At 61.3% G+C, this 24,560-nt stretch carries 21 protein-coding genes and 2 pseudogenes; 9 read left to right on the top strand and 14 right to left on the bottom strand.

All coding sequences use genetic code 11. The features are described 5' to 3' along the window. Positions 1-735 (bottom strand): alcohol dehydrogenase catalytic domain-containing protein (locus A9J21_RS06625; RefSeq protein WP_066733125.1); only part of this gene is annotated, 735 nt, incomplete at its 3' end. 251 nt (positions 736-986) lie between these two features. Here A9J21_RS06625 and A9J21_RS31895 point away from each other — a divergent pair. The 3 genes from A9J21_RS31895 (at position 987) to A9J21_RS06610 (ending at position 4,179) form a co-directional block, all read left to right on the top strand. Next, entirely contained in the window at positions 987-1,253 is a 267-nt protein-coding gene (locus A9J21_RS31895) for a hypothetical protein (protein WP_197497466.1), read from the top strand. Positions 1,254-1,276: 23 nt separating this feature from the next. Then, entirely contained in the window at positions 1,277-2,452 is a 1,176-nt protein-coding gene (locus A9J21_RS06615; RefSeq protein WP_066733087.1) for a CaiB/BaiF CoA-transferase family protein, read from the top strand. 155 nt (positions 2,453-2,607) lie between these two features. Continuing rightward, complete coding sequence (locus A9J21_RS06610; RefSeq protein WP_066733124.1) at positions 2,608-4,179, top strand: M20/M25/M40 family metallo-hydrolase; 1,572 nt, start codon at positions 2,608-2,610, stop codon at positions 4,177-4,179. Between the two features lie 212 nt (positions 4,180-4,391). Here the strand turns inward: A9J21_RS06610 and A9J21_RS06605 are convergent, their stop codons facing one another. Beyond that, positions 4,392-5,633: a cystathionine gamma-synthase family protein gene (locus A9J21_RS06605; RefSeq protein ID WP_066733085.1), complete on the bottom strand. Its 1,242-nt coding sequence runs from the start codon at positions 5,631-5,633 to the stop codon at positions 4,392-4,394. 167 nt (positions 5,634-5,800) lie between these two features. Then, positions 5,801-6,947: pseudogene (locus A9J21_RS06600) on the bottom strand (DSD1 family PLP-dependent enzyme). A gap of 202 nt (positions 6,948-7,149) precedes the next feature. Here A9J21_RS06600 and A9J21_RS06595 point away from each other — a divergent pair. From A9J21_RS06595 to A9J21_RS06585, 3 genes are all read left to right on the top strand, one after another. Further along, complete coding sequence (locus A9J21_RS06595) at positions 7,150-8,064, top strand: LysR family transcriptional regulator (protein WP_066733083.1); 915 nt, start codon at positions 7,150-7,152, stop codon at positions 8,062-8,064. A 201-nt stretch (positions 8,065-8,265) separates the two neighbouring features. Continuing rightward, positions 8,266-9,537, top strand: coding sequence for a Zn-dependent hydrolase (locus tag A9J21_RS06590; protein WP_066733082.1), 1,272 nt, complete (start codon positions 8,266-8,268; stop codon positions 9,535-9,537). A gap of 23 nt (positions 9,538-9,560) precedes the next feature. Further along, the gene (locus A9J21_RS06585) at positions 9,561-10,784 is read left to right on the top strand and encodes a diaminopropionate ammonia-lyase (protein WP_066733081.1); all 1,224 of its coding nucleotides are present in this window, start codon (positions 9,561-9,563) and stop codon (positions 10,782-10,784) included. 36 nt (positions 10,785-10,820) lie between these two features. On the opposite strand, the gene A9J21_RS06580 is transcribed toward A9J21_RS06585, so the two are convergent. After that, positions 10,821-11,291: an Lrp/AsnC family transcriptional regulator gene (locus A9J21_RS06580; protein ID WP_066733079.1), complete on the bottom strand. Its 471-nt coding sequence runs from the start codon at positions 11,289-11,291 to the stop codon at positions 10,821-10,823. Positions 11,292-11,548: 257 nt separating this feature from the next. Between A9J21_RS06580 and A9J21_RS06575 the strand changes: the two are divergent. Together A9J21_RS06575 and A9J21_RS06570 are read left to right on the top strand one after the other, a co-directional pair. Continuing rightward, positions 11,549-11,938: pseudogene (locus A9J21_RS06575) on the top strand (M20/M25/M40 family metallo-hydrolase); the annotation flags it as partial. Between the two features lie 28 nt (positions 11,939-11,966). Beyond that, positions 11,967-12,707 (top strand): aldolase, encoded by a 741-nt coding sequence (locus tag A9J21_RS06570; protein WP_066733075.1) that lies wholly within the window; start codon positions 11,967-11,969, stop codon positions 12,705-12,707. 126 nt (positions 12,708-12,833) lie between these two features. Here A9J21_RS06570 and A9J21_RS06565 read toward each other — a convergent pair whose 3' ends face one another. Beyond that, complete coding sequence (locus A9J21_RS06565) at positions 12,834-13,868, bottom strand: type I glyceraldehyde-3-phosphate dehydrogenase (protein ID WP_066733070.1); 1,035 nt, start codon at positions 13,866-13,868, stop codon at positions 12,834-12,836. 197 nt (positions 13,869-14,065) lie between these two features. On the opposite strand from A9J21_RS06565, the gene A9J21_RS06560 reads away from it, so the two are divergent. Continuing rightward, positions 14,066-14,512 carry an HU family DNA-binding protein gene (locus A9J21_RS06560; RefSeq protein WP_066733068.1) on the top strand — a complete coding sequence of 149 codons (447 nt, stop codon included), beginning with the start codon at positions 14,066-14,068 and terminating at the stop codon, positions 14,510-14,512. An 844-nt stretch (positions 14,513-15,356) separates the two neighbouring features. On the opposite strand, the gene A9J21_RS06555 is transcribed toward A9J21_RS06560, so the two are convergent. The 9 genes from A9J21_RS06555 to A9J21_RS06515 form a co-directional block, all read right to left on the bottom strand. Further along, positions 15,357-16,040, bottom strand: a complete 684-nt coding sequence (locus A9J21_RS06555) for a DEAD/DEAH box helicase family protein (protein WP_082926269.1) — start codon at positions 16,038-16,040, stop codon at positions 15,357-15,359. Between the two features lie 89 nt (positions 16,041-16,129). Continuing rightward, positions 16,130-17,857 (bottom strand): ATP-dependent helicase, encoded by a 1,728-nt coding sequence (locus A9J21_RS06550; protein ID WP_066733064.1) that lies wholly within the window; start codon positions 17,855-17,857, stop codon positions 16,130-16,132. A 265-nt stretch (positions 17,858-18,122) separates the two neighbouring features. After that, positions 18,123-18,956, bottom strand: a complete 834-nt coding sequence (locus A9J21_RS06545; RefSeq protein ID WP_066733062.1) for an ATPase — start codon at positions 18,954-18,956, stop codon at positions 18,123-18,125. A gap of 55 nt (positions 18,957-19,011) precedes the next feature. Further along, positions 19,012-19,629, bottom strand: coding sequence for a DUF4400 domain-containing protein (locus A9J21_RS06540; RefSeq protein WP_066733060.1), 618 nt, complete (start codon positions 19,627-19,629; stop codon positions 19,012-19,014). A gap of 3 nt (positions 19,630-19,632) precedes the next feature. Then, the gene (locus tag A9J21_RS06535) at positions 19,633-19,926 is read right to left on the bottom strand and encodes a hypothetical protein (protein ID WP_231906831.1); all 294 of its coding nucleotides are present in this window, start codon (positions 19,924-19,926) and stop codon (positions 19,633-19,635) included. Further along, positions 19,901-20,407: a hypothetical protein gene (locus A9J21_RS06530; protein ID WP_066733057.1), complete on the bottom strand. Its 507-nt coding sequence runs from the start codon at positions 20,405-20,407 to the stop codon at positions 19,901-19,903. Before A9J21_RS06530 ends, A9J21_RS06535 begins: the two co-directional genes overlap by 26 nt. Positions 20,408-20,413: 6 nt before the next feature. After that, complete coding sequence (gene traD / locus A9J21_RS06525) at positions 20,414-22,276, bottom strand: conjugative transfer system coupling protein TraD (protein ID WP_066733122.1); 1,863 nt, start codon at positions 22,274-22,276, stop codon at positions 20,414-20,416. Beyond that, a complete protein-coding gene (locus A9J21_RS06520) occupies positions 22,276-23,508 on the bottom strand; it encodes a TraI domain-containing protein (RefSeq protein ID WP_066733055.1) in 1,233 nt (410 codons plus the stop codon). The genes traD and A9J21_RS06520 overlap by 1 nt, the downstream gene beginning before the upstream one ends. Further along, positions 23,505-24,554, bottom strand: coding sequence for a type IV secretion system protein (locus A9J21_RS06515; RefSeq protein ID WP_066733053.1), 1,050 nt, complete (start codon positions 24,552-24,554; stop codon positions 23,505-23,507). The genes A9J21_RS06520 and A9J21_RS06515 overlap by 4 nt, the downstream gene beginning before the upstream one ends. Between the last annotated feature and the right edge of the window lie 6 nt (positions 24,555-24,560).

Genomic DNA, 24,560 nt, shown 5'->3' with positions numbered 1-24,560 from the left:
CACCACGTTCTCGACGTCCTTCGGATTGATGAAGTGGGTCATGCCGAACTTGCGTGCCATGGCTTCGCGGCCCGGGTTCAGGTCGACGCCGATGATCTTGTCGGCGCCCACCATCTTGGCCGCCTGGATCACGTTCAGGCCGATGCCGCCCAGGCCGAACACCACCACATTGGCGCCGGCTTCCACCTTGGCCGTGAACAGCACCGCGCCCACGCCCGTGGTCACGCCGCAGCCGATGTAGCAGACGTTGTCGAACGGCGCGTCCGGACGGATCTTGGCCAGTGCGATTTCCGGCACCACGATGTGGTTGGCGAACGTCGACGTGCCCATGTAGTGGAAGATCGGCTTGCCGTCGATCGAGAAGCGCGACGTGCCGTCCGGCATCAGGCCCTTGCCCTGCGTGGCGCGGATGGCCTGGCACAGGTTGGTCTTGCGCGACAGGCAGAACTTGCACTGGCGGCATTCCGGCGTGTAGAGGGGAATCACGTGATCGCCCGGCTTCAGCGAGGTCACGCCCGGGCCCACGTCGGTGACGATGCCCGCGCCTTCGTGGCCCAGGATGGCCGGGAAGATGCCTTCGGGGTCGGCGCCGGACAGCGTGTAGTAGTCGGTGTGGCAGATGCCAGTGGCCTTGATTTCGACGAGGACTTCACCGGCACGCGGGCCATCGAGATCCACTTCCTCGACGGTGAGCGGGGCGCCGGCTTTCCAGGCGATGGCGGCTTTGGTCTTCATGGTTTGGTCTTCACAGGCGTTGAAATGTGCCGCAATGGTAGGCATCGCCCCCAGCCTTGGCTGGCCAGGGCTGAAAGCTTGTCCGATTCCGGACCATTCATGTCCGGAAAAGGACGGCCCACGGTCATACCGCACCCCGACCACGCCCTGCCGGGACCGTTCAAGATAGCGAAACAGTTGTCGCAGGCGCAGAACAGGGCTTGCTAGTGTCAATGGCACCGACAACCTGACGGCCCTGGCGCCTTCCGCCCATGACGACAAACCCTGCTTTCCACACCCTCCAATACAACGTGGCAAATGGGATCGCCACCATCACGCTGCAGACAAGACAGGAGGCAAGCCATACCAGCCAGGAGGTGCTGTGTGCCATCGCCACCCCAGCCTTTCGTGAACGTCTGACGGTGCTGAATGTGCCGGTATCCCCGGCACTCACACCGGCGCAGTTCCGCAAGGTGGTTGCAGACGACACGGTGGCCTGGCATCACATCGCCGAGACGGCCGGCGTGAAGCCGGAGTAAGCCTGAAAGGGAAGCGGACAACAATGCAATCTTCGAAAACTGGTGGTCAGGAGCCCGCCGCGCTGGCGGGCCTGCGCGTGATCGACTTCGGTCAGTTCATTGCGGCGCCATCTGCCGGGCAGATCCTGGCTGACCTTGGGGCGGACGTGATCAAGGTGGAGCCGCCGGGGGGCGATGCCAGCCGCCGCTCCGGTTGGCAGGCGGATGAGTGCGGGCCGATGTTCTCGGCCTACAACCGTGGCAAGCGCTCCATCGTGCTCGATCTGCGGGATGCCAAGGATCGTGGCGTAGCGCTGGCGCTGGTGCAAGACGCGGATGTCCTGCTGCAGAACGCACGCCCTGGCGTCATGGAAAAGTACGGGCTGGGCGCCAGCCAGTTGCGTGAGCAGTTTCCCAAACTGATCTACGCGTCGGTGAACGGCTTCGGGCACAGCGGCCCGGCGGCTTCCCGGCCCGGACTCGATATCGCGGCACAGGCGGAAAGCGGCATGATGAGCATGAATGGCGACGCTCATGCAGATCCCACCCGGGTTGGCTTCACGATCGTCGATGTCCTGGCCGGTCGAACGTTGGTTACCGGGGTGCTTGCTGCATTGGTACGGCGTAGCGTGAGCGGGCAGGGCGCACATGTCATGGTGTCGCTGATCGACGTGGCGACCGACGCCCTGAGCCAGCAGTGGGCCGAACACCAGCTTTACGACACCATGCCGTCGCGGTGTGGCAATGGGCAACCGGCACTGGCGCCAGCGGCCGATGTGGTCGGCACCGCGCAAGGCAAGATCGTGCTGTCGGCCTACCTGCAGGAGCACTTCGTGCGCCTGTGCCAGTGCATCGGAAAACCAGACCTCGCCCAGGACCCGCGCTTCCGCGACAACGCCGCGCGCGTGGCGAACCGGGCGGCGTTGCGACAGGTGCTGGCCGATGCGATGTCGAAGGTGAGTGCCGAGCAGGCGTGTGTCTTGTTGAACGAGGCTGGTGTCGTCAGCGGTGTTGTGCGCGACCTTGGGGGGGCCATGCACCAGGCCGAGACGCACACCCCGGAGCGGCTGGTCAGCGTATCGAGCCCGGGAAATCGGATGCTGCGGATGCCAGCGTTGCCCCTCACGATCGATCAGACGCCGCACCTCGACGCGACGCTACCCGACCTGGACCAGCATGGCGCTGCGATCCGTGCCGAGGTTGCTTGCCAAGACGGCTAAACAGTGCCTGGACTCCCGTGGAGAAACGCCCCCTGTGGAACGGTATGTACGTGGGCACATCCACAGGGGGCAGATCACGGCGCACAAGGCCTTTTTGTTGGCCGAATCTGCCGCCATAATGCATGTCGTCATACAACGAAGAGAGAGAAAAGGACATGCGCACCCCATCGGCAATTCACCATCGTTCCGGCAGACTGGCACTTGTCGCGTCGCTCATCCTGGCGTACGGGACTGGGGTAGGCGCCGCCACGCTGGATCGCACACAGCTTGAGCAGTCGGCAGGGCGCGCGGCGGCGGCGAGCTATCGCGAATGGGTAGAACTGCTGGCGATTCCCAATGATGCGACCGTGCCGGCCGATATCCAGAAGAACGTGGACTGGCTTACCAAGGCGTTCGCACGGCGCGGCTTCCAGGCGCTGGCGCTTGCAAATGGCGACAAGCCGATGATGTACGCCGAGTACACCGCGCCTGGGGCCGGGCCGCGCAAGACCGTGCTGTTCTACATGCATCTGGATGGACAGTCCGTGACGCCGTCCCAGTGGGCACAGAAGAGTCCATGGGAAGCCACGCTCAAGGCGCGCGCTGCCGATGGCAAGTGGGAGACCCTGCCGCTGGACAAACTGTACGGGGGGCAGGTGGATCCCGAGTGGCGCTTGTTCGCGCGGTCTTCATCGGACGACAAGGGGCCGATCGTGATGTTCCTGGCGGCCTTCGATGCGCTCAAGGCGGCGGGCGTGGAGCCGGGCGTGAACATCAAGGTGCTGCTCGATTCCGAGGAGGAGAAGGGCTCGCCCTCGCTGGGACAGGTCATTGCGCAGAATCTTGCGTTGTTGCGAAATGATGGCATGGTCATCTTCGACGGCCCGATGCACCAGAGCAATCAGCCGACGCTGGTATTTGGCAATCGGGGCATCCAGCTCGTGCAGCTGAAAGTCTTCGGTGCAAGCCAGGGGCTGCACAGCGGGCACTACGGCAACTATTCCGCCAATCCGGTGCAGCGCATGGCGAGCCTGTTGGCGTCGATGAAGGACGACAATGGCCGTGTGACCATCCCGGGCTATTACACGCCGGTGAAATTCGATGAGCGTGCGCGCAAGATCATGGCCGCGGTGCCGGACGACGAAGCGGCGCTCAAGCGCCGGCTGGGCATCGCCAGCACGGAAAAGGTTGGCGCCAATTATCAGGAGGCGATGCAGTATCCGAGCCTGAACGTGCGCGGCATCGTGGCGGGCGACGTGGGCCCCAAGGCGCGGACCATCATTCCGGAAGTCGCCATCGCCGACATCGATTTGCGTACGGTGCCGGAGACACCGCCCGAGTCGCTGGTGGCGCTGCTGCGCAAGCATATCGAGAAGCAGGGCTACCACCTGGTGTACGGCGAGCCGACGGCGGAAGAACGGGCGCGCTATCCGAAGCTGGCATCGCTTACGGCCGGCGAAGTCTCCGCCTCCAGTTCGGCCGCACGCACCGATCTGGATGCGCCGATCAGTAAATGGCTGCAGGGCGTGATGCACGATACCTACGGGAAGGCGCCCGTGCAGATCCGGATGATGGGGGGAACCGTACCCACGGGCGCCGCAGTGCAGGCGCTCAAGTCCCCGTTCGTGATCGTGCCGCTGGTCAATGCCGACAACAATCAGCACAGCTTTGATGAGAACATGCGGCTTGGCAATTATCGCGACGGCATTCAGACTGTCATGGGCATCTTGCAGACGCCCTTCAAGTAAGCAGGTAAGCCGGCAAGCACGCGCCGCGCTTCGTTCAGAAACTGATCGGGCGCGGGATTGCACGCATGCTCACTTCGCCAAGTGCACTGAGGTTCAAGCGGTAAAGGGCGGCGCTTTCCGCGTCGCCCCATTCCACTAACATTTGGGCACCGTGCTCGTGGTTGGCTGCGAGGTGATCGATGGCCGGAGGTCGAGAACGCCTCCAGCCAGTGCTACGCGGCGAGTTTCAGCGCTTGCGAGAAGTCGGCGATCAGGTCATCGATATCCTCGATACCGGCCGACAGTCGCAGCATGCCATCGGAAATTCCCATTGCCTTGCGGGTCTCCGGGCCGGCTTCGAAGAAAATCGTCGGCGCCACGGGAATGATGAGTGTGCGCGTGTCGCCGAGGCCGGTCGCCTTGATCGGCAGCTTCAGCGCATTGACCACGTCAATCATGCGGTCGGCGTTCAGCAGTTCGAACGACAGGAGCCATGACGCGCCAGAAAACAGCGATTGCGCGATCTCATATTGGGGATGGCTCTTCAGGCCAGGATAGAACACCTTGCCGATAGCCTCGTGTCCCTCCAGGAATTGGGCGAGTGCCAGCGCGTTATCGCTGCTTTGCTTCACGCGCAGCGCAAGCGTTTCCGCCCCGGTGGCAATCGTATGGGCCTGCTCGGACGACAAGGCCGCGCCCATGTCGCGCAGCCCCTTCTTGCGTATCTGCAGAAGGCCCTGTTCCTGTGCCGCCGAACGCCGATATTCATCTGCAATGTTCGGATACGCGCTCCAGTCGAACAGGCCGGTGTCGGTTACGGCGCCCCCAAGCGCGGTGCCATGGCCGGCGATCGTCTTCGTCAGCGAGTTGATCACGAGGCTTGCGCCGACCGCCTTTGGCTTGAACAGGGCGGGCGAGGTAATCGTGTTATCGACGACATAGGCGATACCGCGCTCGCGGCACACGTTGCCGATGCCAACCAGATCGGGAATCTGTGTGCCCGGATTCGCGATGGTCTCGACGAACACCATGCGGGTGTTCGGTCGGATTGCCTGCTTCACGTCTTCGACGTTGCATGCATCGACCGTCGTCACGTCGATGCCAAGCGTACGGAGCGTTCCGAACAGGCTGTTGGTGTTGCCGAACACGTAACGGCTTGCAACGAGATGATCTCCCGCGCGCAGGAGCGTGAGAAACGTGGCCGTGATGGCGGCCATGCCGGTGCTGAAGCAGATTGTCCCGGCGCCATCCTCCAGCTTGGTGATCTTGCGCTCGAGGGCGGCGGTCGTAGGTGTCCCCTGCCGCGCGTAGTTGAATCCGCCCTTCCTGGTGCCCTGAAATACACCGATCAGATCCTCGACGCGATCGAAACCAAACTGCACGGAGGTATGAATCGGCTGGTGAACGCCACCATGCTCGGTACCTGTGGTCCTGTCGCCATGAACGATGGCGGTCGTGAAGCCTTGCTTGTCCATTCCTTGTGCCTTTTGATTCGATCAGAGTTGCCCGATTATCGCTGCTAACCCTGACTCTGCGAAAGCCCTATGCACCGTGGATCGGCCGTGGCGGCTGGGGCGTAAGCCTGGCCCGTGCCGTTGTCGACGGCGGTGTGGCTGTAGTGACCGCCAGGCGGGCCCCCCGATTACCAGCCATGCAAGCGGCTCCATTCCGTGATTCCGCCTTCCTTGTCAAGAGCCTGGTAAGCAGGAAACTGCGCGCCGGTGGCGCAGGCGTGGTTGGGCAGGATGCGCAGTAGGGTCCCGATCGGGAAGCGCGCGGCAATGTCGGTGTCCGGGGCGCCTTCGCGCCGACAGGATGCCGTGCTCCTGGTTCGCGCCGCCAAGGATGTACCCTGGAATCACCGCGCCATCGATGCCGCACACCAGACCATAGCCGAAGTCGCGTTGTTGCTTCTGCGTGCCACGGTCGCGACTCATGGCCATCCAGCCCGCGTCGACGATAGCCCACCCTTTTTCGGCCTGGTGCCCGATCACGGTGGTCAGCACACTGAGCGCGATGTCGTCGGTCGAGCAAACGCCGACGTTGTGCATCACGAGGTCGAAGAAGACATAGACCCCCGCGCGCACTTCGGTCACGCCCTGCAGGTTCTCTGCGCTGAGGGCCGTAGGCGTCGACCCGACGCTCACTACCGGGCACGGCAGGCCGGCTTGCCGCAGGCGCTCGGCAGCCCGCACGCACCCGGATCGCTCCTGTTCGGCCATCGCGACAAGTGCCTCGCGGGTATTGAGTTCATAGCTCGACCCAGCGTGGGTCATCACACCACCCAGACACGCGCCGCCTTCATGCAAAATGGTTGCAACGTCGAGCAATGCCGGTTCATCCGGCCGGATGCCGGAGCGATGACCGTCGGTGTCGATTTCGATCCAGACTTCGAACATCTCGCCGTGCGCGGCGCCGAAGGCAACGATGGCGCGGGCGGAATCCGCACTGTCCGTCAGGATCTTGAGATCGCAGCCTCGGCGGCGCAGCGCCAACGCCTGCGGCAGTTTGTTGGCCACCATCCCCACGGCATAGAGGATATCCGTGATGCCGTCGTCAAAGAATTGCGTGGCCTCCTTGAGCGTGGAAACCGTGATGCCGCTGGCGCCCGCCGCAATCTGTGCCTTGACGACGGGGGAGCACTTGGTCGTTTTGACGTGCGGGCGAAAGCGCACACCCAGCGCATCCATGCGCGTCTGCATGCAGTGGATGTTGTGTTGCATGCGCTGCGTGTCGATGATCGCCGCTGGCGTGTCGACGCTCGCAAGGGATTGGGAGTGGTTTGTCATATCGTCCTTGTTTGTCTTCAGTCCGGAAATTGGCCCTTGGCGTTCAGCGTCAGCGCATCGTCGCGCAGGCCGCTCGCAATCGGTTGCCTCTTGTTGCCTGGCAACTTGCGCCGAGACGAACGGCTGGCCGAGGCCCTTAATGTACGAACGATAGGGCGGCTTGTGGTTAAATTTGAGAACATCAATCGTTAAGCTGAAGTGAATGATCCAGATCGAGGACCTCCGGCTGGTCGAAGCGTTGGCGCAGTCGCCTTCGCTCAGTGCGGCGGCACGCGCCCTGAATGTGACGCCTCCGGCCTTGTCGGCGCGTCTTCGCAAGCTGGAAGCGACCCTGGGACTGGCGCTTGCTACCCGCACGGCGCGGCGGTTGAGCCTGACCCCGGAGGGGGAACGTCTTGCGCGCGAGGGTTCGGCCCTGCTGGCGCAACTGGAAGCGCTGCCGGAGTCTTTCCGGCGTGAGGACAGCCGACTGACGGGAACCTTGCGTATCGCCGCACCCTTCGGCTATGGACGACACCATATTGCGCCGCTGCTGGCTCGCTTCGCCCAGGCCCATCCGGATTTGCGTCTGCAGCTCGATTTACGCGAGACACCCTGGCCGGATCGGCATGATTCAGATGCCGTCATTCACATTGGCACCGTGCGGGACTCATCCTGGGTCGCCCGCACGCTGGCGGCCAATGCGCGCTGGTTGTGTGCCAGCCCGGCCTATTTGCGCAAGCACGGCACGCCTGCCGAACCGCGCGACCTGCTCGCGCACGCCTGCATCTGTATTCGTGAGAACGATGAGGATGTGACCCTATGGCGCTTTCGACGGGCTGACAGCAGCGCTGGCCGACGGCAATCTGCGCGCGAGACCGTTCGTGTGGTCCCCGCCTACACCAGCAACGACGGGAGTATTGCGCGCCAGTGGGCGGAGCAGGGATTGGGTCTGGTGCTGCGTTCGGAGTGGGACACGACCGAAGCTGTCGCACGTGGCCGGCTTGTACGGGTTCTGGCCGACTGGGAGTTCGACAGCGCGCCGGTGACCCTGCTCGTACCGAGACGGCGTGGACGGACGGCGCGCGTACAAGCCCTCATGCAGTGCTTCGAAGCGGCCCTGGGAGGACAAAAGTAGCAGCAGGAATCGGGCAGGCAGGCTACGTAATCCGTGGCCTTGGCTGCCTCGCTGCGGTTTGCGATCCAACTTCGCAAGGTTGTTGCGCAGGGAGGTAGCAAACGGGGACGCTGTTGCGCCACAACGCTCTAACATTGCAGACATTGCGCCACGACGCGTCGCGTGCTGGGCAAGGCATGTCAGGGAATGGGAGACGTTTGAATGTCACACACTGCGACGAAAGCGCAGCGGCTTCAGCTTGATGGCGGCACATTGCTGCGCCAGCTCAAGGAGCTCGGGGAAATCGGCGCCGATAGCGAGGTCGGCGGCCGTACTCGCATTGCCCTGACCGACGCCGAAAAGGCCGGGCGCGACCTGGTTGCCCACTGGATGCGCGAACTGGAACTGGAGGTCGTTATCGACCGTATCGGAAACCTGTTCGGCATCCTTCGATCCGAGGCGGATGATGGCACCCAGGCACCGCTGATGATGGGCTCGCACATTGATAGCGTGACAAACGCGGGCGCGCTGGATGGCTGCTATGGCGTGCTGGCAGGACTGGCCGTGGCGCGAGCCTATCGGGAAGCTGGCATCGCACCCTCCCGCACCATCATGGTCGGGGCCTTCACCAACGAGGAAGGCATCCGCTATCAGCCCGACATGATGGGTTCGCTGGTCTATGCCGGGGGGTTATCCGTCCAGGAAGCCCTCGATACCGTTGGGACCGATGGTACGCGGCTGGGCGATGAACTGACGCGCATCGGCTATGCGGGCACGCTGGAGCCCGGTGCCATCGTCCCCCATGAGTATGTCGAACTCCACATCGAACAAGGCCCGATTCTGGAGGCGGAAGGTATCCAGATTGGCGTGGTCGAAAACCTGCAGGGTATCTCCTGGCAACAGGTATCCATTCAAGGCAACGCCAACCATGCCGGTACGACGCCGACACATCTTCGGCACGATGCCGGATTCGTGGCCGCTGCCATCGTGACGTTCTTGCGCCAACTCGCGCAGGACTCCGGCGGTACGACACTGGCGACGGTTGGCTGCCTGAGCGTGCAGCCTAACGTCATCAACGTCATCCCACGCCGCGCCACGCTCACGGTAGACCTTCGGGACCCGGACGAGCAGCGCCTGAAGCTGGCCGAGCGGCGCTTTGCGGAATTCCTGGAGACGGTCGCCCAGCAGGAGGGTGTGACAGTTACCACGGAGCGGTCGGCCCGGTTCGAGCCGGTTGTTTTCGACGCTGGTCTGGTGGATAGCGTCGAGGCGTCGGCGAATCGCCTTGGCTTTACCAACCGGCGCATGACGTCCGGCGCTGGCCACGACGCGCAGATGATTGCCCGCATCGCGCCTGCCGCCATGATCTTCGTCCCGAGCCAGGGGGGCATCAGCCACAACCCACGCGAGCACACCGACGACGACCAACTCATCATGGGTGCGGAAGTCCTGCTCGATGTCGTGCTCCATCGCCTCGGCCAGGCGCAGGCCTGAACCATTATCCGATCGGATTATCTATGCTGACCAAGAATCCCCGTGCCCGCCGGGCCGCCTATCCTGCGGAGCTCAAGGACATCATGAGCGTCGAGCAAGCCGAGCGCAGCCGCGCCTGGCTCTCGCATTGGGACCAACTGACCGCCGGGCCCACGCCGCTGCGCGACCTTCCCATGCTTGCCGCCAGCCTGAATATCGGCCAACTGAGCGTGAAGGATGAATCCGTTCGCTCGCCGCTGGGCAGTTTCAAGGCGCTGGGGGCACCGATTGCCCTGGTCCGACTGATTCTGCGCGTGTACCCCGAGCGGAAGTTGGACCCGCTGGCACTGATTGACGGGAAATATGCGGACCTGCTGAAGGACTTCACCGTCATCAGCGCGACGGACGGCAACCACGGCCGGGCACTGGCGTCCGCAGCCAGGTCATTCGGCTGCCAATGCGTGATTGTGCTGCACGCCAATGTCAGTCAGGAGCGCGAAGATGCCATCGCGGCCTACGGCGCAACCATTGTCCGTATTGCCGGCAACTATGATGAATCCGTGGAAGAGGCGGCTCGCCTTGCCGCTGCCAATCACTGGACGGTCGTCTCGGACACCTCCTACGAGGGCTATCAGGACATCCCACGCGACGTAATGCAGGGTTACGGCGCCATCGCTGCCGAGATCCTGACGCAGGCAGAGGTGGCTTCGGGGCAGTCGTGCCCCTATACGCATGTATTCTTGCAGGGGGGCGTCGGTGGACTTGCCGCTGGCATCGCCAGCTATTTCTGGGAGTACTTCGGCGCGCATCGTCCGCAGTTCATCGTCGTCGAACCCGCGCAGGCGGACTGCCTGTATCAAAGCGCGCTGCAAGGCAGGGCGGCCAACGCCACCGGTTCGGTTGATTCCGTGATGGCAGGGCTGGCCTGCGGAGAGACGTCGCCCCTCGCCTGGCGCTTTCTCGAGGGCAGCGTGGACGTCTTCATGACGATCTCGGACGAAGACGCCGTGGCCGCAATGCACCAACTCGCGGGGAAGCCGACTGGCGATCTGCCGGTCGTGGCGGGGGAATCTGGCGCAGCGGGTCTCGCCGGACTGGCCGTGCTTCGTGCGAATGCAGCGCTTTCCGAGGAAGCCGGGCTGGATGCAACCTCACGCGTCCTGGTCATCAATACGGAAGGGGCAACGGCGCCGTCCGTCTACCAGCAACTGGTGGGCGAGCAGCATGAATCGGTGCTCGCACGCCAGACTGCCTGGCTGGCGCGTTGAAGCCAGTCTGTGGCACAGGCTTGTCTGGCCGAAAGCCTAGGATTCGATGGCCACGCCAAGGCTTACCTTGGCCCGCTGCATGGCCACGTGCGTCTGAAAGCTCTTGACATTGCCGGAGACAAAAAAGAGCTCACGGGTGAGCCGTTCATACTCTGTCATGTCGGCGACGGCCAGCACCAGAACGAAGTCGAAGTCTCCGGTGACATAGTAGACCTGCTGGACCTGTGGGCAATCGACGAAGCGCTTTTTCACCTCGTCAAGCAGGTCCAGCCGCTCGCTCTCGAGTTTCACCTGGACCAGCACGGTAATGGGCTTGCCCACCCTTGATGGGTCCACCACCGAGACGTTCGCCGTAATGACGCCATCCGCCTCGAGGGCAGCAATGCGCCGATTCACCGCCGAGGGCGACAGGCTGACCGCGTCTGCGAGTTCGCGTTGTGACAGCCTGTTGTTGGTCTGCAGTAGTTGCAGCAACTTCCGGTCATATGAATCTAGTTGCGATGCCATGGATTCCCTTCGGCGGCGTAGATCGGATCGACGCAAGTTTCGTTCGATTATTGCGCATTTTTACCAATATATCGCCCTTCCCAACGCAACGACGTTTCATTCCGGCCTGCAAGATCGAGCAATTCTTGCGACGTCGCGCACGTAAGATGCTAGCGGTTGCTCCGACATCGAGACACTTCCATGCACGCTGACAAAGACCTCCGTGACCTGCTCAAATCCTGGCGGCACGAACTTCATCGACATCCGGAGACAGGCTTCCTGCCGTCCAGTCCCTGCTCGAAGCCCGTATGCGGGACATCTGCGAAGGCATCTGCCGAATGCATGGGGCGACCTGCACTTTCGAATACACCCACGAGTTTGCCCCGACCGTGAACTGGGAGCAGTGTGTTCCGGTTGCGGTGGAAGCGGCACGCAGCGTGGTCGGCGAGGATCGCGTGAACGGCGCCGTCGCCCCGATGATGATTTCCGAAGATTTCGGCGCGTTCCTGCAGGTTGTACCTGGCGCATTTGTCTTTATCGGCAATGGTGAATCGGGTAGCACGGGCGGCGTTCCGTTGCACAACAACCACTACGATTTCAATGACGACGTGCTGACCATCGGGGCGAACTATTTCGCGCAGATTGCCCGCGTCGCATTGCCGGCATGACATTGCTGTTCGGACCCGAGGAGACCATATGAGTGCCCTTCAAGGTAGCAATCCAGATTGTTTTTACCAGTCAGCGGTAGCTGTACTCCGGGATGACCTGGCGCTTGCCTTGAGGGCAGCGGCAAGCCATGGCCTTGCGGAAGGGGTCTGCAATCACTTCAGTGTGGCAATTCCGGGCGATGAGGGTCTGTTTCTGCTCAACCCACGCGGTCTGATGTGGAGCGAGGTCACGGCGGACGATATCGTCATCGTCGATGCCGAAGGCAGCAAGGTGGCGGGACGCCACGAAGTGGAGCCAACCGCCATGTTCATTCACGCTGCGATTCACCGCATCGCTGGCAAGCAGTGCGTGTTGCATACACATATGCCCTATGCCACGGCACTGACGTTGACGGAGGTTCGCGGGCTGGATACGACCTTGTCGCAGAACGCCATGCGGTATCACGGACGCATCGCCATCGATGCCGAATACAACGGCCTGGCCCTGGATGCGAGCGAAGGGGAGCGCATTGCGAGAGCCATGAAGGGCGCCGATGTCATGTTTCTGGGCAACCATGGCGTGGTCGTGTGCGGCGAGCGCGTCGACTATGCGTACGATGACCTGTATTACCTGGAGCGAGCCTGTGCCGCTCAGGTGATTGCACTCTCCACGGGAAAGAAGCTGTGCCCGGTAGCGCCCAGTCTCGCCGAGACGGTGGCCCGCCAGGTCCAGGGCGAACGCCTTCAGTCAGAACTGTTTTTCTCCGCGCTTCGGCGGACCATTCGGTAGGCACTCATCGCGTTCTATCTGATCGGTCTTGTCAGACCTCGCGCGGACGCATCGATCACGCAATTGCGGGCGCTCCGGGAAGCAGCCGCATCCGGCTGAGTGTGCCCAGCCGGTCCGACCTGCATTTCAGGCCGGCTGCCTGAGCCAATGGCGCGCCACGTCCAGGAGCCGGTTCACGAATCCCCACTCGTTGTCGAACCACAGCATGAGATTGACCAGGCGCTGGCCGCTTACGTTTGTCTGGGCACCGTCGATGATTGCGGAATGGAAGTCGTGATTGAAGTCTATCGAAGCGTGGGGGTCTTCGGAGTACGCGATGAGACCCGCGTACGGTCCGGTCGTCGCGTCCTGGAGCAGGCGGTTCAAGCTCGTCGTGTCGACGTCGCGCTCGACCGAAAGCACCATGTCGATGGCCGATACGTTATGCGTGGGCACGCGTATTGCCTTGGCATGCACTCGCCCCTTCAGCTCGGGAAGCAGGCGTTCAACGCCGCGGGCCAGGCCAGTTGATACCGGGACGATGGATTGCATGGCCGAGCGCGTTCGGCGCAGATCACGATCGTGATAGCCGTCAATCAGCGGCTGGTCGTTCATGACGGAATGCAGCGTCGTCAGCACGGCCTGCTCGATTCCCAGTTCCTGGTGAAGCAGGGAAAGCACCGGGACCACTGCATTGGTCGTACAGGAAGCACTCGAGACCAGGCGCTCCTTGCCCGCAAGCGTGTTGTGGTTCGAGCCATACACGATGGTTGCGTCGACATCGGCCGCACTGTCGCCGGGGTGGGACAGTAGCAGGCGCTTGCAGCCGGCGTTCAGAAACCGTGTCAGCGATGCCCGATTGCCATAGACGCCAGAGCATTCAACGAGCAAGTCGACGTTAAGAGCATCCCAAGCTACCGCTTCGGGGGTTGTTGCATGGAAGACCGGAATTTCGTCACCCTCGATGAGCAGGGCGCCATCGCCTACACCGACCTTCCCCGGAAAGCGTCCGTGGGTCGAATCGAAGCGGGTGAGATATGCCATGCTCGAGAGGTCGGCCGGCTCGTTAATCGCCGCGATTTCGAAGGATTCCCGACAGTCGGACTCGTAGAGTGCGCGTACGAAGCACCGGCCGATACGGCCGTATCCATTGATCGCGATACGGTGCGGTGCGGGATGCATGCCTGGCACAACCGAACTCCTTCGTGGATTGAGGGCGCAATTCTAGCGCGCCCGCCTGCTGACTTGATTCCCGCACGCTTGCTCTGCGTAACAGGCCGAAACAACCTATGCGCAGGTGGGACTGCACATTCGCGCAAATCTCCGCTATGCTGCGCGGAATCCGGCAATGGTGCCGGTTGTTCTGCGATAGGAGCGATATGGCAACGAAGAAGACGGCCGCCCCGAAGACTGCGGCAAAGAAAGCGGCAGCCCCGGTAAAGAAGGCTGCTCCCGTAGCGAAGAAGGCTGCGCCTGCAGCCAAGAAGGCAGCCGCCGCCGCACCGGTTGCAAAACCGCTGAAGGATACGTTCAACAAGTCGAGCCTGCTGGCCCACCTGGTTGCCCAGACTGAACTGGACAAGAAAACGGTGCAAACGGTGCTGTCGCACCTCGAGAACACCATCGTGAGCTCGATCCACAAGAAGGGCGCTGGCGAATTCACGCTGCCGGGCCTCTTCAAGGTCTCCGCGATCCAGGTTCCGGCAACGAAAAAGCGCTTCGGCAAGAATCCTTTCACGGGCCAGGATCAGTGGTTCGCTGCCAAGCCGGCTTCCGTGAAGGTCAAGGTTCGTCCGCTGAAGAAGCTGAAGGACGCTGCCCTGTAAGGCACGGGTTCGCCAGGACGAAGAATGGGAAGTCAAGGCTTCCCATTTTTTTTGCCTTTCGGCTCCCCAAAGACTCTGAAAACGACCCTGTGCGCGGAAACCCTGTGCGCGATAGCGGGCCGCTTGCCTGCAGAACGTGGCAGCCGAAGCCGCCGATGTCGGGTGCTGCCGTCGACTGCAGTCTATTTGCCCATTGGGCGCGCAGACCGGTTGGCATATTTCAGGATTCCAGGCAGCCAGGAGATCTGTGCGTTTGGCGTTCCGGATTTCCGCCTTGTGGTGCGGATTGCTCCCATCGTGGCGCTGGGCAATCCGGTGTTGACTGGTCGAAGTCGCCGACATCTTCCATTTCTGCTGCGGGCGGCTGTTGAACGAGAAGATAGATCTGGCGCGACACGACGGCGGCCACGACGATGACGGTCGCGGTAACTAGGGCCTGAGCGAGAAGTCGGTTCCAGCGATTCAAAGGGTTTTGTTGTGTGGGGGCTTGCGATTAGCCGCCAGCCCAGCCAACGCTTCGGATCCGAAGCATGGGCTTACCGCGCGGATACTGTATATGCATACAGTATATCCGGGATGCAGCAAAAAAGAAGCCCGCGGCGAATCGCGCGCGGGCTGGGGTGTCATGGGGTCAATCACGACAGCGTGATTGTAGGGTGGGTCGCGCGGCAGGTATGCCCCACTAGCGTGGCATGGCGGGTTTAGTGTCGGGCTGGCGACCGTTAGCCCTCCGATGCGTACGCTGTCAATGCCAATCGTAAATTGCACAGTTTTCGGCCGCACCCCCCGTGGGTCAACATTCGATGCAAATTACCGGGTCAGGTGGGTCAGTTCTCAGTGCAAATCAACAATCAATGGCTTTGCGGAAGGGAAGGGTGTGAAAGCGAGGGCCGAAGACGGCTTCGTTATCCATGCCGATGAAGTTGGGACTGCTCTTGCGCCGGGCGTTCATGTCCTTCGGCGTTGCCGTTGCGAACAGTCTTCGGTCGGCACGAATCCTCTTCCCATCGAGCACGATCGCGAAGGGCGAGCTGATGTCACCCGCGCAACGGTGCGCCTCGTCGCATATAGCGAGATCAAAGGTCGGTACGTCGCTCTCTGTCTGAGTCGCTGCAATCACGCAGGCGGATTGATAGGTGCAGAAGACCACACGGCTTCCGTCTCCTCGCATGAAGCATTCGATGTCGCCGGAATCTGTGGTCACCGCGAACCCGCTATCGCTAAGGCTTGCGACTCCGAGGTCATCGACAGAACCACGTGAGAGAGAGGTGTCCGAACAAACGCAGAGGGCGTGGTAGTCCGCCATCGAATGGTTGTCCCGCCAGGATAGCGCGTACTGCAGCAAAAGCGAGATAGATGGGAGGAATACCACCGTGAGCCTCACCTTCATCAACTCCGCGACCCACAAAGCTGTCAGAGTCTTTCCTGTTCCGCAAGCCATGATGAGTTGACCGCGGTCGTGGGATTGAAATCCGCCGACCACGTCTTGGATCGCTTCCCGCTGATGGGCACGAGGTCGGTGTTTCATTTCTCAGCTATATTTTGTTGCAGACACGACCAGACTAGCGGTCGCAGATTGGAGTCAAGCTCTGACGGTACGTCGACGCGAATCTTTAGCTACGCCAGGCCAGATTCGATGACAAATCTTGAAGTTGGATGCTTTTTCGCGGTGGAAAGGAGCATGACTCGTCGGGCGCGGGTGAGTGCCACGTAAAACAGTCGCCGCTCCTCTGCCTCCGGACTGCTTTCGTCGGGGATGACCGTTTCTTCGAGCCGGATGAGAGCTGTATGATCCCATTCGAGCCCTTTGCTTGAATGGAAGGTTGTGAGCACGACGGCATCTTCAGCTGGTTCGTTGTTGCGACGACGCAGGAACTCCAATCGATCCACGAAAGTGCCGTTCAACCTGGTCAGCACATCGTAGGTCGTAGTGATCGAACGCTTACCCTGATCTGATTTCACCCAGCGCAGCATCCACTCGCTTACCCCGTCGAGTACGAGTGCATGGAACTGGCGATCGCAAAGCGATCGCCATTCACAGATCTTCTTCGCCAGCTCCAAATATTTCTCGACGGCATCGTCACCCAGTCCCGCGTCCAAGAGATCCTTCTTCTTGATCTTTTCGCATTCCTTTGCGCCGGAGAACTTGCGATACAACGTTTGGAGATCGGCGGCACCCACGCCAGCGAAGCCGAGAATCGCGTCTATGCCGCTGGTTCTCGTTCCATGGATCAATTCAAGTAAGTTGCCCATCAAGGCCGATTCGGGGCGATCCAGGATCGAGCGTCCTGCCGCGCGGTGGTACTTCACCCCATGTGATCGGCAAACGGCCTCGACTGGATCGAGAATGCGATTTGTACGGGCTAGGATCGCAGCAGTCTTTCCAGCGCGCACTGCCGCCGCCATTGCTTCCATCGCCGAAATGGCTTCTTTGTACTCGTCGTCGTACCGTGCGAAGTCCACAGTACCGCCGGCGCCACGGTTGGATACAAGCTCCTTTACGATTCGCTCGCGGTTGTTTCGAATGACCTTGTCGGCAACAGACAAAATCTCAGAATGCGAGCGATAGTTAATCCCCAGGACAATCTGTCGGGCATCGAACTCTCTAGCGAAGGCTTCCATGCCCCTTAGTCCGAGCGCAGAACGAAAGCCGTAGATTGCCTGGTCGTCGTCGGCAACGAGAGTCGTAATGGCACCAGTTCTCGCATGCAGTGCGGTCCATAGAGCCTGATGCGGGTCCACATCCTGATATTCGTCGAGTAATAAAGCGTCGATTTTGTAGGGAGCAATTGTGCCTCGCTTCATGCCGTCTACTGCGTATCGAAGGAGGTCGTGAAAATCGACCCGGCCATTTCTCTGCAGCGCTTCTTGATAGGCGACGAACAGTTGGCCTTCCGGCGTCTCAAGCAACGGATCGCCTAGCTCAGACTTGATGCGTTCAATCGCGGCTATGGCGTCCTCGAGCTTCCATTCCGTGCTCGACTCCTGTATGACATGCGTCAGAATCGCGGTGCGCTCACCATCAGTCGCAATGTCAGGCCTCTTGCCAGCTGCCGACGAAAGTTGCTTGTAGGCCAAGGAATGGAAGGTGCCTGCGATTAGACGCCTTTTGGCAGATGGCCCCGCCAAAGCCAGTATCCGGTCGCGTAGCTCGACCGCGGCATCTTTGCTGAAGGTAACGGCACCGACGGTCATGTTCGGGTCGCTCAGCAGCAAGGCGGCCTTTGCTGCGATCGTGGCCGTCTTCCCGGCCCCGGGCACCGCAACGGCGACGCAATGGTCACGGCAATCCACCACCTCGCGCTGCGAGGGATTCAGTTTTTCGAGTGCTGCGGCGAAGGACATAGCGCTGGATCAGACTCAGCCGTTGACCGGCAAGATCGGACTTGCTCAGACCCGGTACATTCGACTGGGCGCAAGCGCTGGCATGTGGCAGCAAGTGCCATGAATGTCCTTGAGGCATCTGCCACGCACTGCCATTGCAACTGACATGGTCCGACAGACTCTGGCCACGACTGAGCATGCGTTTAAATGAATGTGCCACTTGGTGGCATCAAGACCGGACACGGCTGAGGGGGGCGGACTTGATGCCACTGCAATTGCACGACCACTAGATGCCGCGCACCGTCGTCATCAGTTTCAAATGGGCGGTATAGCTACGCAGGCCCAGCGGCTGGAACTTACGCAGGAAACGCGAGACCTCTTCGTTGACATCGGTTTGGTCTCGAATCCCGTTCCACACCATGAAGTCGAACTGATCCATGGTCTGGTCAAACTTGACCAGAACCTGTAGCGCGCGAACGGCGAAACGCGAGTAAGCCTGAACCTCGAGTGAGAGCGAAGGGCGCTGGATCGTCGGCGCGAAGACGATATCTCCGACGGTACGCATTTCGGTTTCGCGTTGCTCGCGGTACGCCTTCGCCACGCGCAACTGTTCGTCGACGTAGTCCTCGAGTTTGGACAACTCGCGTTCCAGATACGTCTCCAGCGTGGAAAGGTCCGCGCGGGTGAATGTGCTGGGGCCGAAGCGCTGGAGATTGAGCGACATCCGGTTCATGTACGGCCACCATTGTTCGAACAGCGGGCGCAGGCGCGTGTGGTTCAACTTCAGGGCGACAGATACGACGGCAGCCCCTGCGAGTTCGCGATCGAGGATCTGCAGGCCCAGCTCACGGCGCCGGCGGATGATCGCCTGGCGCTGCTCCGGCGGTAGTTCACGAAAGAGCTTGCGCGTCCGCTCGACGTCAGCCTTGCGCTGCTCGTGATCAGCCGGCGATAGCAGGCCCTCGTTGCGCAGCGCATCGGCCGAAGCATCCATCTCGTTGAGCTCGTGCTCCACGTCACCGGTGCTGTCGATGGTGCCGAGCGTGCTAGGCGTAGTGGAAGCCGCTGCCGATGCATCCAAAATGCTCTCATCGGTCGGGATCAGGTCGGTCGTGGTCATGATTTCTCCATTTGGAAGGCCATCCACATGGCCTCATCGTCATTGAGTGGCCGGCCTATTTGCCGACATGAAACGACGCAGCAAGGCGCCAGCAAAGCAGGCCCACCAGGCAGACCACATAGGTCCACCAGTTAGCGAGCAGTGAAATCGGGAGTAGCAACGCAGACGCACCTATGCCGAAGCTAAGCATCAGGCCGTGAGCTGCGACATGAAAAGACACGGGGTTGGCGAATCCAGCGCTTGCCGCGCGGATCTTCCGGCAGACTGATCCATCGTTGACGATGGCCATGATCAACACCGTCGCGCCGAAGAGCCAGTGATAAGCGACGGCCGAGCGATACAGCGCGCGATAGAGTGTCAGCCAGAAGTGCTGCATCCAGCCGCGGCCGAACGCTGATGCGCCTCCGTCCGAGAAGGCACTCGGGGCGTCCGAACCGGCAAAGGATGCCTTCACTGCGCCGGAATCGATGAACCATTCGTGGAACCTTGCGTTCGCCGATGTCAACGCGATATCGGCCTTACTCGGACCGAGGACGCGCTCCACCGACGCACGCTCGTCACGACTGATCTCGAACGCAGATTGGTCCTGGATGAATGGCGCGAGCGTGCAGATCATCAGCGGCGAAATGATCAGCCAAAGACGAACATGGGATGCGAAACGACTACTGGCCATGGCTCAGATCCACCGTAATGCCAGCAGGATAGGGAAACTGGGAATCGCGACCAGCGCGGCCCAGAACACAGCGGGCTTGCTAACAGAGATCTTCACCAGCGCAAAGCAGGGCACGACGTCGGCGGCCGTGAACGCTTCCGGCGGCGTATCCGCCCAGGCGGGCGAGGTGAGCCAGTCCTGCATGCTTAGGGCCAGCGTGGGGTCCACGCTGCACAACCAGGCGGCCACGCTCGGCGGGATTCGACGAAGCCGTTGTGCGACGCGGCGGGCGTCAGTGTGCAAAGTTGCCAGCGACATCGTAGCTCTCGAAGTAGCGTGAGAAGGCGTAGCCTGTGAGAACCCTGGCGGCAAGCTGGAATGCCGCGCACCGCTGGGAGATCTCGCCGGGCACCGGTTCGTCGACAACCTGACAGACGTAGCCTGCAGTCTGCCGTTGCTCGAATGCCGGGATGGATTCGTGGAAGGGGTACCAGACGTTGTACTTTTCGCCTTTGAAAGCGGCGTACCGCTTGTTGTACAGGTCATGCGCCCGTGAGAAGAGCCCCTTCATGAACGCCACCGAGGGGTCACCATGCTTGCGCGCTGCGCGCCAGGCGGTGATGCCGTCTGTGAGCATCTCCTTGATCAGCGGCTCGTCTCGCACGCGGAAATTCACACCGACGTAATCGACCACGCGTGCACAGATCTCATCGAGGTCCGGAGACAGCGTAAAGACGGGCGAGAGCTTCGCCGACAGATTGTGTTGCTTGATAACTTCGCGGAAAAGACTGCTGCGCATGGATGGTTAGTCCTGAATAATGGGAATACGACCTTGGTAGACAGCGCCGCCGGAGATTCGCAGGAAATACTGGAGATTTGGCAGTTGCATGACCAGGTCATGCGGAATCAGCGGGACCTTTTCGAGTTGTGCCGACCGCGATACAGAGCCACTGAATTCACCCACGTGCGCTTCGGTGCCGGTACTCGTGCTGCTCGATATCACCAGGTTGCGGATCGCCGTCGTTCCGGCCTTCTCGGCAAACCATTGGGCCGTGTCGATGTCTTCCAAGCGTAAGACCATCTGGTTGTTCAGATTCCCCAAAACCTGCTGCATTTTGGCCACGTTTCCGAGTTTGGCCGTGAAATCCGAGCGCGTCTGGTAAGCAATGAACGCCTTGAAGCCCGCGCCCCGGCCCTTGTTGAGCAATTGCAGCAATTGCTCGTTGATCGCTTCGGCGGCTTCGTCGACCACCAGGACGATTTCGGGTGGCTTGGCGTAGAAGTTGTAAATGGCACCAGCCACGGACGCGATGTCTGCCAGCAACATCGACATGACGGCCTGGGCCACCATCGAATTGGAAAGGGAATCCGCGCCAACGAAGAGCACTGCCTTCTGCTTGATGACCTTGTCGATATCCCAGATTTCTCGGTCGTCGTCGAAGTCGTCCGCCTTGGGCGCGAGCATCAGACCTGTCTCGCCGGTGGCGAGCATTTGGAGAAGGGGCAGGGCGGACGCGATGATGCGGCCGTAATGATCGCGGTCGTGCTGGAACGTCGAGATCAAACCATCGATCGATTCGTGGCCCTTTCCGACGTTCGCGAAGCGGTCAATGTACAAACGCGCCATGGCGTCGAGTCGCGTGCCACCTTTCTGGCCGACCTGCTGCATGTACCCTGCGACCTCTGCATCCCAGTCGGCCATGCCGGCTTCTGGAAAGAAGCGTTGCAGCGCACGCTCGAGCAGATTGTTGATTCCGTTCTGCGCGTATTGCAGGATGGAGCGAAGGTTTGGCTTGTCGCCAACGTAAAGCTCGCCCTTGACCGAGCGATCAATGAACAGGAACGCAAACTGGCGGAACGGGCCTTCTTCCATCAGTTGCGCAATGCGGGTTGGGATTTCCGAAGGTTGCGACCAGTTCTCGAGCGGGTTCAACCGGATCGACTGTGACGGCGCCGCCTGTTTCCAATACAGGAACTTGCGACCCACGCGCTCGCACTCGCGCTTGCATCGTGCAACCCAGTCGGGATCGTTCTTCGGGTCCAGAATGATCAAAACATCACTTTTGTTATGAATCACCTGGGTCGAAATGAGTTCGAATGTGCGCGTTTTGCCGGCGCCAGTGGTGCCGCTGATCGAGGTGTGACCGCCCATCGCCTTGTAGTGAAAAGGCACCGGCCGCTTCTTGGCCTCGAGCCCTGCAATCCACGGCTTGCCCTGGGGGGAGCGGTCAGGGATGCTGCCACGTGGTGAGAACGCCTTTTCAATTGCGCGCACGGTGCCGTTGGCTAGCCATTTCGGCAGGCCGGGAATATCGGTCGATGGCATGCGCAGAATGTCGTGCGCGAGCTGGCAGTGCTTCTGGGTCCACTCGTAGCCTGTCCCGAGATACATGGCGTCCGCGTCTTTGTCGGTGGACCGAAGGCGCTGGCTCGCCTCCAGCAGGCGGTCGATCTTGACGACTGTCAGCCACTTTGTGGAGATGGCGAGTCTAAACCTGAAAGCCCGCCAGACTTGCGCCGTGCGGAAAAACAGTGCGCCCAGGCAGAGAAGGGCAAAGTAGCCGGCGTGCGGCATGCCGCTCACCAGGATCAGCAACCCCGCGAGAGCCCAGCCAACGGCCGCGCGAAACTCGAAGATTGGCCGGAAATGGTTGATGTAGTGGTTCATCATGGCGTGACGTCCGGCGCAATGAGGTTGCCGACCTCATCAACCAGCAAGATGCTCTGGCCGTCGGCCCTGTACAGGTGCTTGCCTTTGCGAAGATGCTCGACCAGGGTGTCGGAGGCGAGCCCATAGTTGCCGAGCATGCGCTTGCTGATCGCGACCTTGCCGTCGATGCGCGTAACCTTGGTCTTGCCGGCGGCCACGTCCTGGGCCAGCGCCTTGAAGAATTCCCGCATCAGATTGGACGAACCCGCCACAGCCTTGAAGGGATCGTCGCCGGATGGTCCCTTCCGAAGGGATTGCACACCGTCAAGCTGTACGACGTTCCGCGTGCTGGAAGCGTCCAACGGGGTGGCGGTGACCGCTCCGATCTCCGCGGTGGCTTCCGCGACCGCCTGTTCCGGTTCCACTGCTCCTTCGCTCGCCACGTGGGCGGTCGCCGTCGGTACCGCTGCCGCAGCGGCCATGGGCTGAATGGTGGACGGCTGACCAGCCTTCGCCAGTACTTCGGCGTTCGGGGCTGGTGTCGGATCTGGCGCGAACTCTGCTCTGCGAGCCTTTACCTCGAATTGCGTCAAGGTATCGATCGATTGCCGTACGACCTTATGCAGCAGGGTTTCCAGACCGGTCGGTCGCGGGTCGGGATTGATGGCACCGAAGAGGTCAGTCAGTACTTGAGAGTCGAAGGCGCTGAGTCGATCACTGCCCAGAATCTCACGCGCAAGCAGCGCGGTGCGCATCCGCTCAACAGGCTGTGCAGCGTCGCGTCTAGAAACCTTGTAACTGCTGGTTCCAAGCCATGGGCCGAAGGCGCCGTGGGCGGCAGGAACCCATTCGGCACCATCACAGTCACGATGGAACTGGAAATGCCTGCAGGGCTCGTCGAGCCGCGAACAGCACGCAGCGAGGAACAGGGCGTAGAGATACTGCGGCTCCAGCGCTCGACGCCGCTCGGACGAGAGGTCCGCACCGAACTTCTGTGCACCGGATAGCCGCATGCCAAAGTAGGCCGCTTCGATGGTCGCCCGAAAGGCGCCGCCTGGCTCTGCATGTTCTCCCGGCCGCAAGGGCATGCTCGAAAACCAGTCCGCGCATCGGGAAAGGATGCTCAGCCATTTGGCATCGAACGTCTCCGCGGACGTCTCGTTCGCGTACTGGCGGATGAGTGCAATGCGGCTCTCATGGGCAGCCAGCAATTCTGCTGGCGACAGCGGGGTATGGGTATGTGCGCTCATTTGGCCTTTGCGAGGAATTTACCGATGCCGCCCGCTGCCTTGAGACCCACTCGCATGGCGCCGCCGCCACTGATCCCACCGCCCGATCCGAAGATTGCGCCGGCGAGTTTCGGAAGCTCGAAGGCAACCAGAATCATGCAGAATGCGACGCTCATCGCGTACGCCGCGCCGGAAAGCGTAGCGGTGCCGGCGCTCTGCTGCTCGGAAAGCGTCGACACCAGCGCGCTCGAGACCAGCCGCGCCATGATGGCGGCGACGACCGAATACATCGATGCGCCAATCATGAAATCGAGCCACGAAGTAAAGTAGCGGCGGCTATAGTCAGAGAAGCCCAACGCCACGGCAATCGGGCCGATCACGATGCCAATGGCGGCCGCGATCTCTCCCAACGAAATGAAGAACGTGTAGAGCAGGGACGCGATCGCACACAGGACGAATGCTGCCATCAACATTAGTCCGGCGAAGGCGATCATCAAGACGTCAGAGATACCGCTGGCGGCTTTCATTGACTGAATGTAGGAATCAATGAAACCAGCACCGACGGCGGCGAGTGTCATCGCAGGCGTCATGGCCTGTGTCCCCGCGACCTTGTCGGCGAGATGCTTGAAGTACTCGTAGATGCCCGGCCCGAACTTGTCGTATCCGGTGTAGAGCGAAGCGAAGATGCCTAGCATTAACAGCTTCTCAAACACCTCCGTCCAGGCCGATACCGGGTCCGACGTCGCGGCGAACTGGATGCCCGCCAGCGTCAACGTGATGACTGCCAATCCGAACGCGATCTTGTCGGCATCAGGCGTAAGGCTCTTGCTCAACGTCGTAGCGCCGCCAATCAGGCCGGTGCGGAAGGACTCGAACTGGCTGAGCCAACTCTTAAGCGATTCGCCGATGGAACCGGGTTGGGAAAACAACCCCTTTGGGGCGGCCGTGTCCGGCGTTGTCTGTGCCGCTTCGGTGCCCGTTTGTGGAGCCGACGCTTGTGCGAAAACTGCCGGCGAGTGCAACAGGAGAGTCGTAAGCAACAGGACGATGAAGCGGGCGATCTGCATTTCAGT

The sequence above is a fragment of the Cupriavidus sp. D384 genome, from assembly GCF_001652915.1.
Taxonomy (GTDB): Bacteria; Pseudomonadota; Gammaproteobacteria; order Burkholderiales; family Burkholderiaceae; genus Cupriavidus.
The sequence above is the reverse complement of the archived record's forward strand: the minus strand, read 5'-3'. Positions and strand labels throughout refer to the sequence as shown.

What these genes read in the sequence shown, in the direction of transcription:
- A9J21_RS06530 (WP_066733057.1), bottom strand. Translation starts at nt 20,407, where the DNA reads ATGCGCAGCAGTCTTTTCCGCGAAGTTATCAAGCAACACAATCTGTCG.
- A9J21_RS06595 (WP_066733083.1), top strand. Translation starts at nt 7,150, where the DNA reads ATGATCCAGATCGAGGACCTCCGGCTGGTCGAAGCGTTGGCGCAGTCG.
- A9J21_RS06615 (WP_066733087.1), top strand. Translation starts at nt 1,277, where the DNA reads ATGCAATCTTCGAAAACTGGTGGTCAGGAGCCCGCCGCGCTGGCGGGC.
- A9J21_RS06570 (WP_066733075.1), top strand. Translation starts at nt 11,967, where the DNA reads ATGAGTGCCCTTCAAGGTAGCAATCCAGATTGTTTTTACCAGTCAGCG.
- A9J21_RS06550 (WP_066733064.1), bottom strand. Translation starts at nt 17,857, where the DNA reads ATGTCCTTCGCCGCAGCACTCGAAAAACTGAATCCCTCGCAGCGCGAG.
- A9J21_RS06535 (WP_231906831.1), bottom strand. Translation starts at nt 19,926, where the DNA reads ATGTCGCTGGCAACTTTGCACACTGACGCCCGCCGCGTCGCACAACGG.
- A9J21_RS06565 (WP_066733070.1), bottom strand. Translation starts at nt 13,868, where the DNA reads ATGCATCCCGCACCGCACCGTATCGCGATCAATGGATACGGCCGTATC.
- A9J21_RS06515 (WP_066733053.1), bottom strand. Translation starts at nt 24,554, where the DNA reads ATGCAGATCGCCCGCTTCATCGTCCTGTTGCTTACGACTCTCCTGTTG.
- A9J21_RS06580 (WP_066733079.1), bottom strand. Translation starts at nt 11,291, where the DNA reads ATGGCATCGCAACTAGATTCATATGACCGGAAGTTGCTGCAACTACTG.
- A9J21_RS06610 (WP_066733124.1), top strand. Translation starts at nt 2,608, where the DNA reads ATGCGCACCCCATCGGCAATTCACCATCGTTCCGGCAGACTGGCACTT.
- A9J21_RS06540 (WP_066733060.1), bottom strand. Translation starts at nt 19,629, where the DNA reads ATGGCCAGTAGTCGTTTCGCATCCCATGTTCGTCTTTGGCTGATCATT.
- traD (WP_066733122.1), bottom strand. Translation starts at nt 22,276, where the DNA reads ATGAACCACTACATCAACCATTTCCGGCCAATCTTCGAGTTTCGCGCG.
- A9J21_RS06585 (WP_066733081.1), top strand. Translation starts at nt 9,561, where the DNA reads ATGCTGACCAAGAATCCCCGTGCCCGCCGGGCCGCCTATCCTGCGGAG.
- A9J21_RS31895 (WP_197497466.1), top strand. Translation starts at nt 987, where the DNA reads ATGACGACAAACCCTGCTTTCCACACCCTCCAATACAACGTGGCAAAT.
- A9J21_RS06520 (WP_066733055.1), bottom strand. Translation starts at nt 23,508, where the DNA reads ATGAGCGCACATACCCATACCCCGCTGTCGCCAGCAGAATTGCTGGCT.
- A9J21_RS06545 (WP_066733062.1), bottom strand. Translation starts at nt 18,956, where the DNA reads ATGACCACGACCGACCTGATCCCGACCGATGAGAGCATTTTGGATGCA.
- A9J21_RS06560 (WP_066733068.1), top strand. Translation starts at nt 14,066, where the DNA reads ATGGCAACGAAGAAGACGGCCGCCCCGAAGACTGCGGCAAAGAAAGCG.
- A9J21_RS06590 (WP_066733082.1), top strand. Translation starts at nt 8,266, where the DNA reads ATGTCACACACTGCGACGAAAGCGCAGCGGCTTCAGCTTGATGGCGGC.
- A9J21_RS06605 (WP_066733085.1), bottom strand. Translation starts at nt 5,633, where the DNA reads ATGGACAAGCAAGGCTTCACGACCGCCATCGTTCATGGCGACAGGACC.
- A9J21_RS06555 (WP_082926269.1), bottom strand. Translation starts at nt 16,040, where the DNA reads ATGAAACACCGACCTCGTGCCCATCAGCGGGAAGCGATCCAAGACGTG.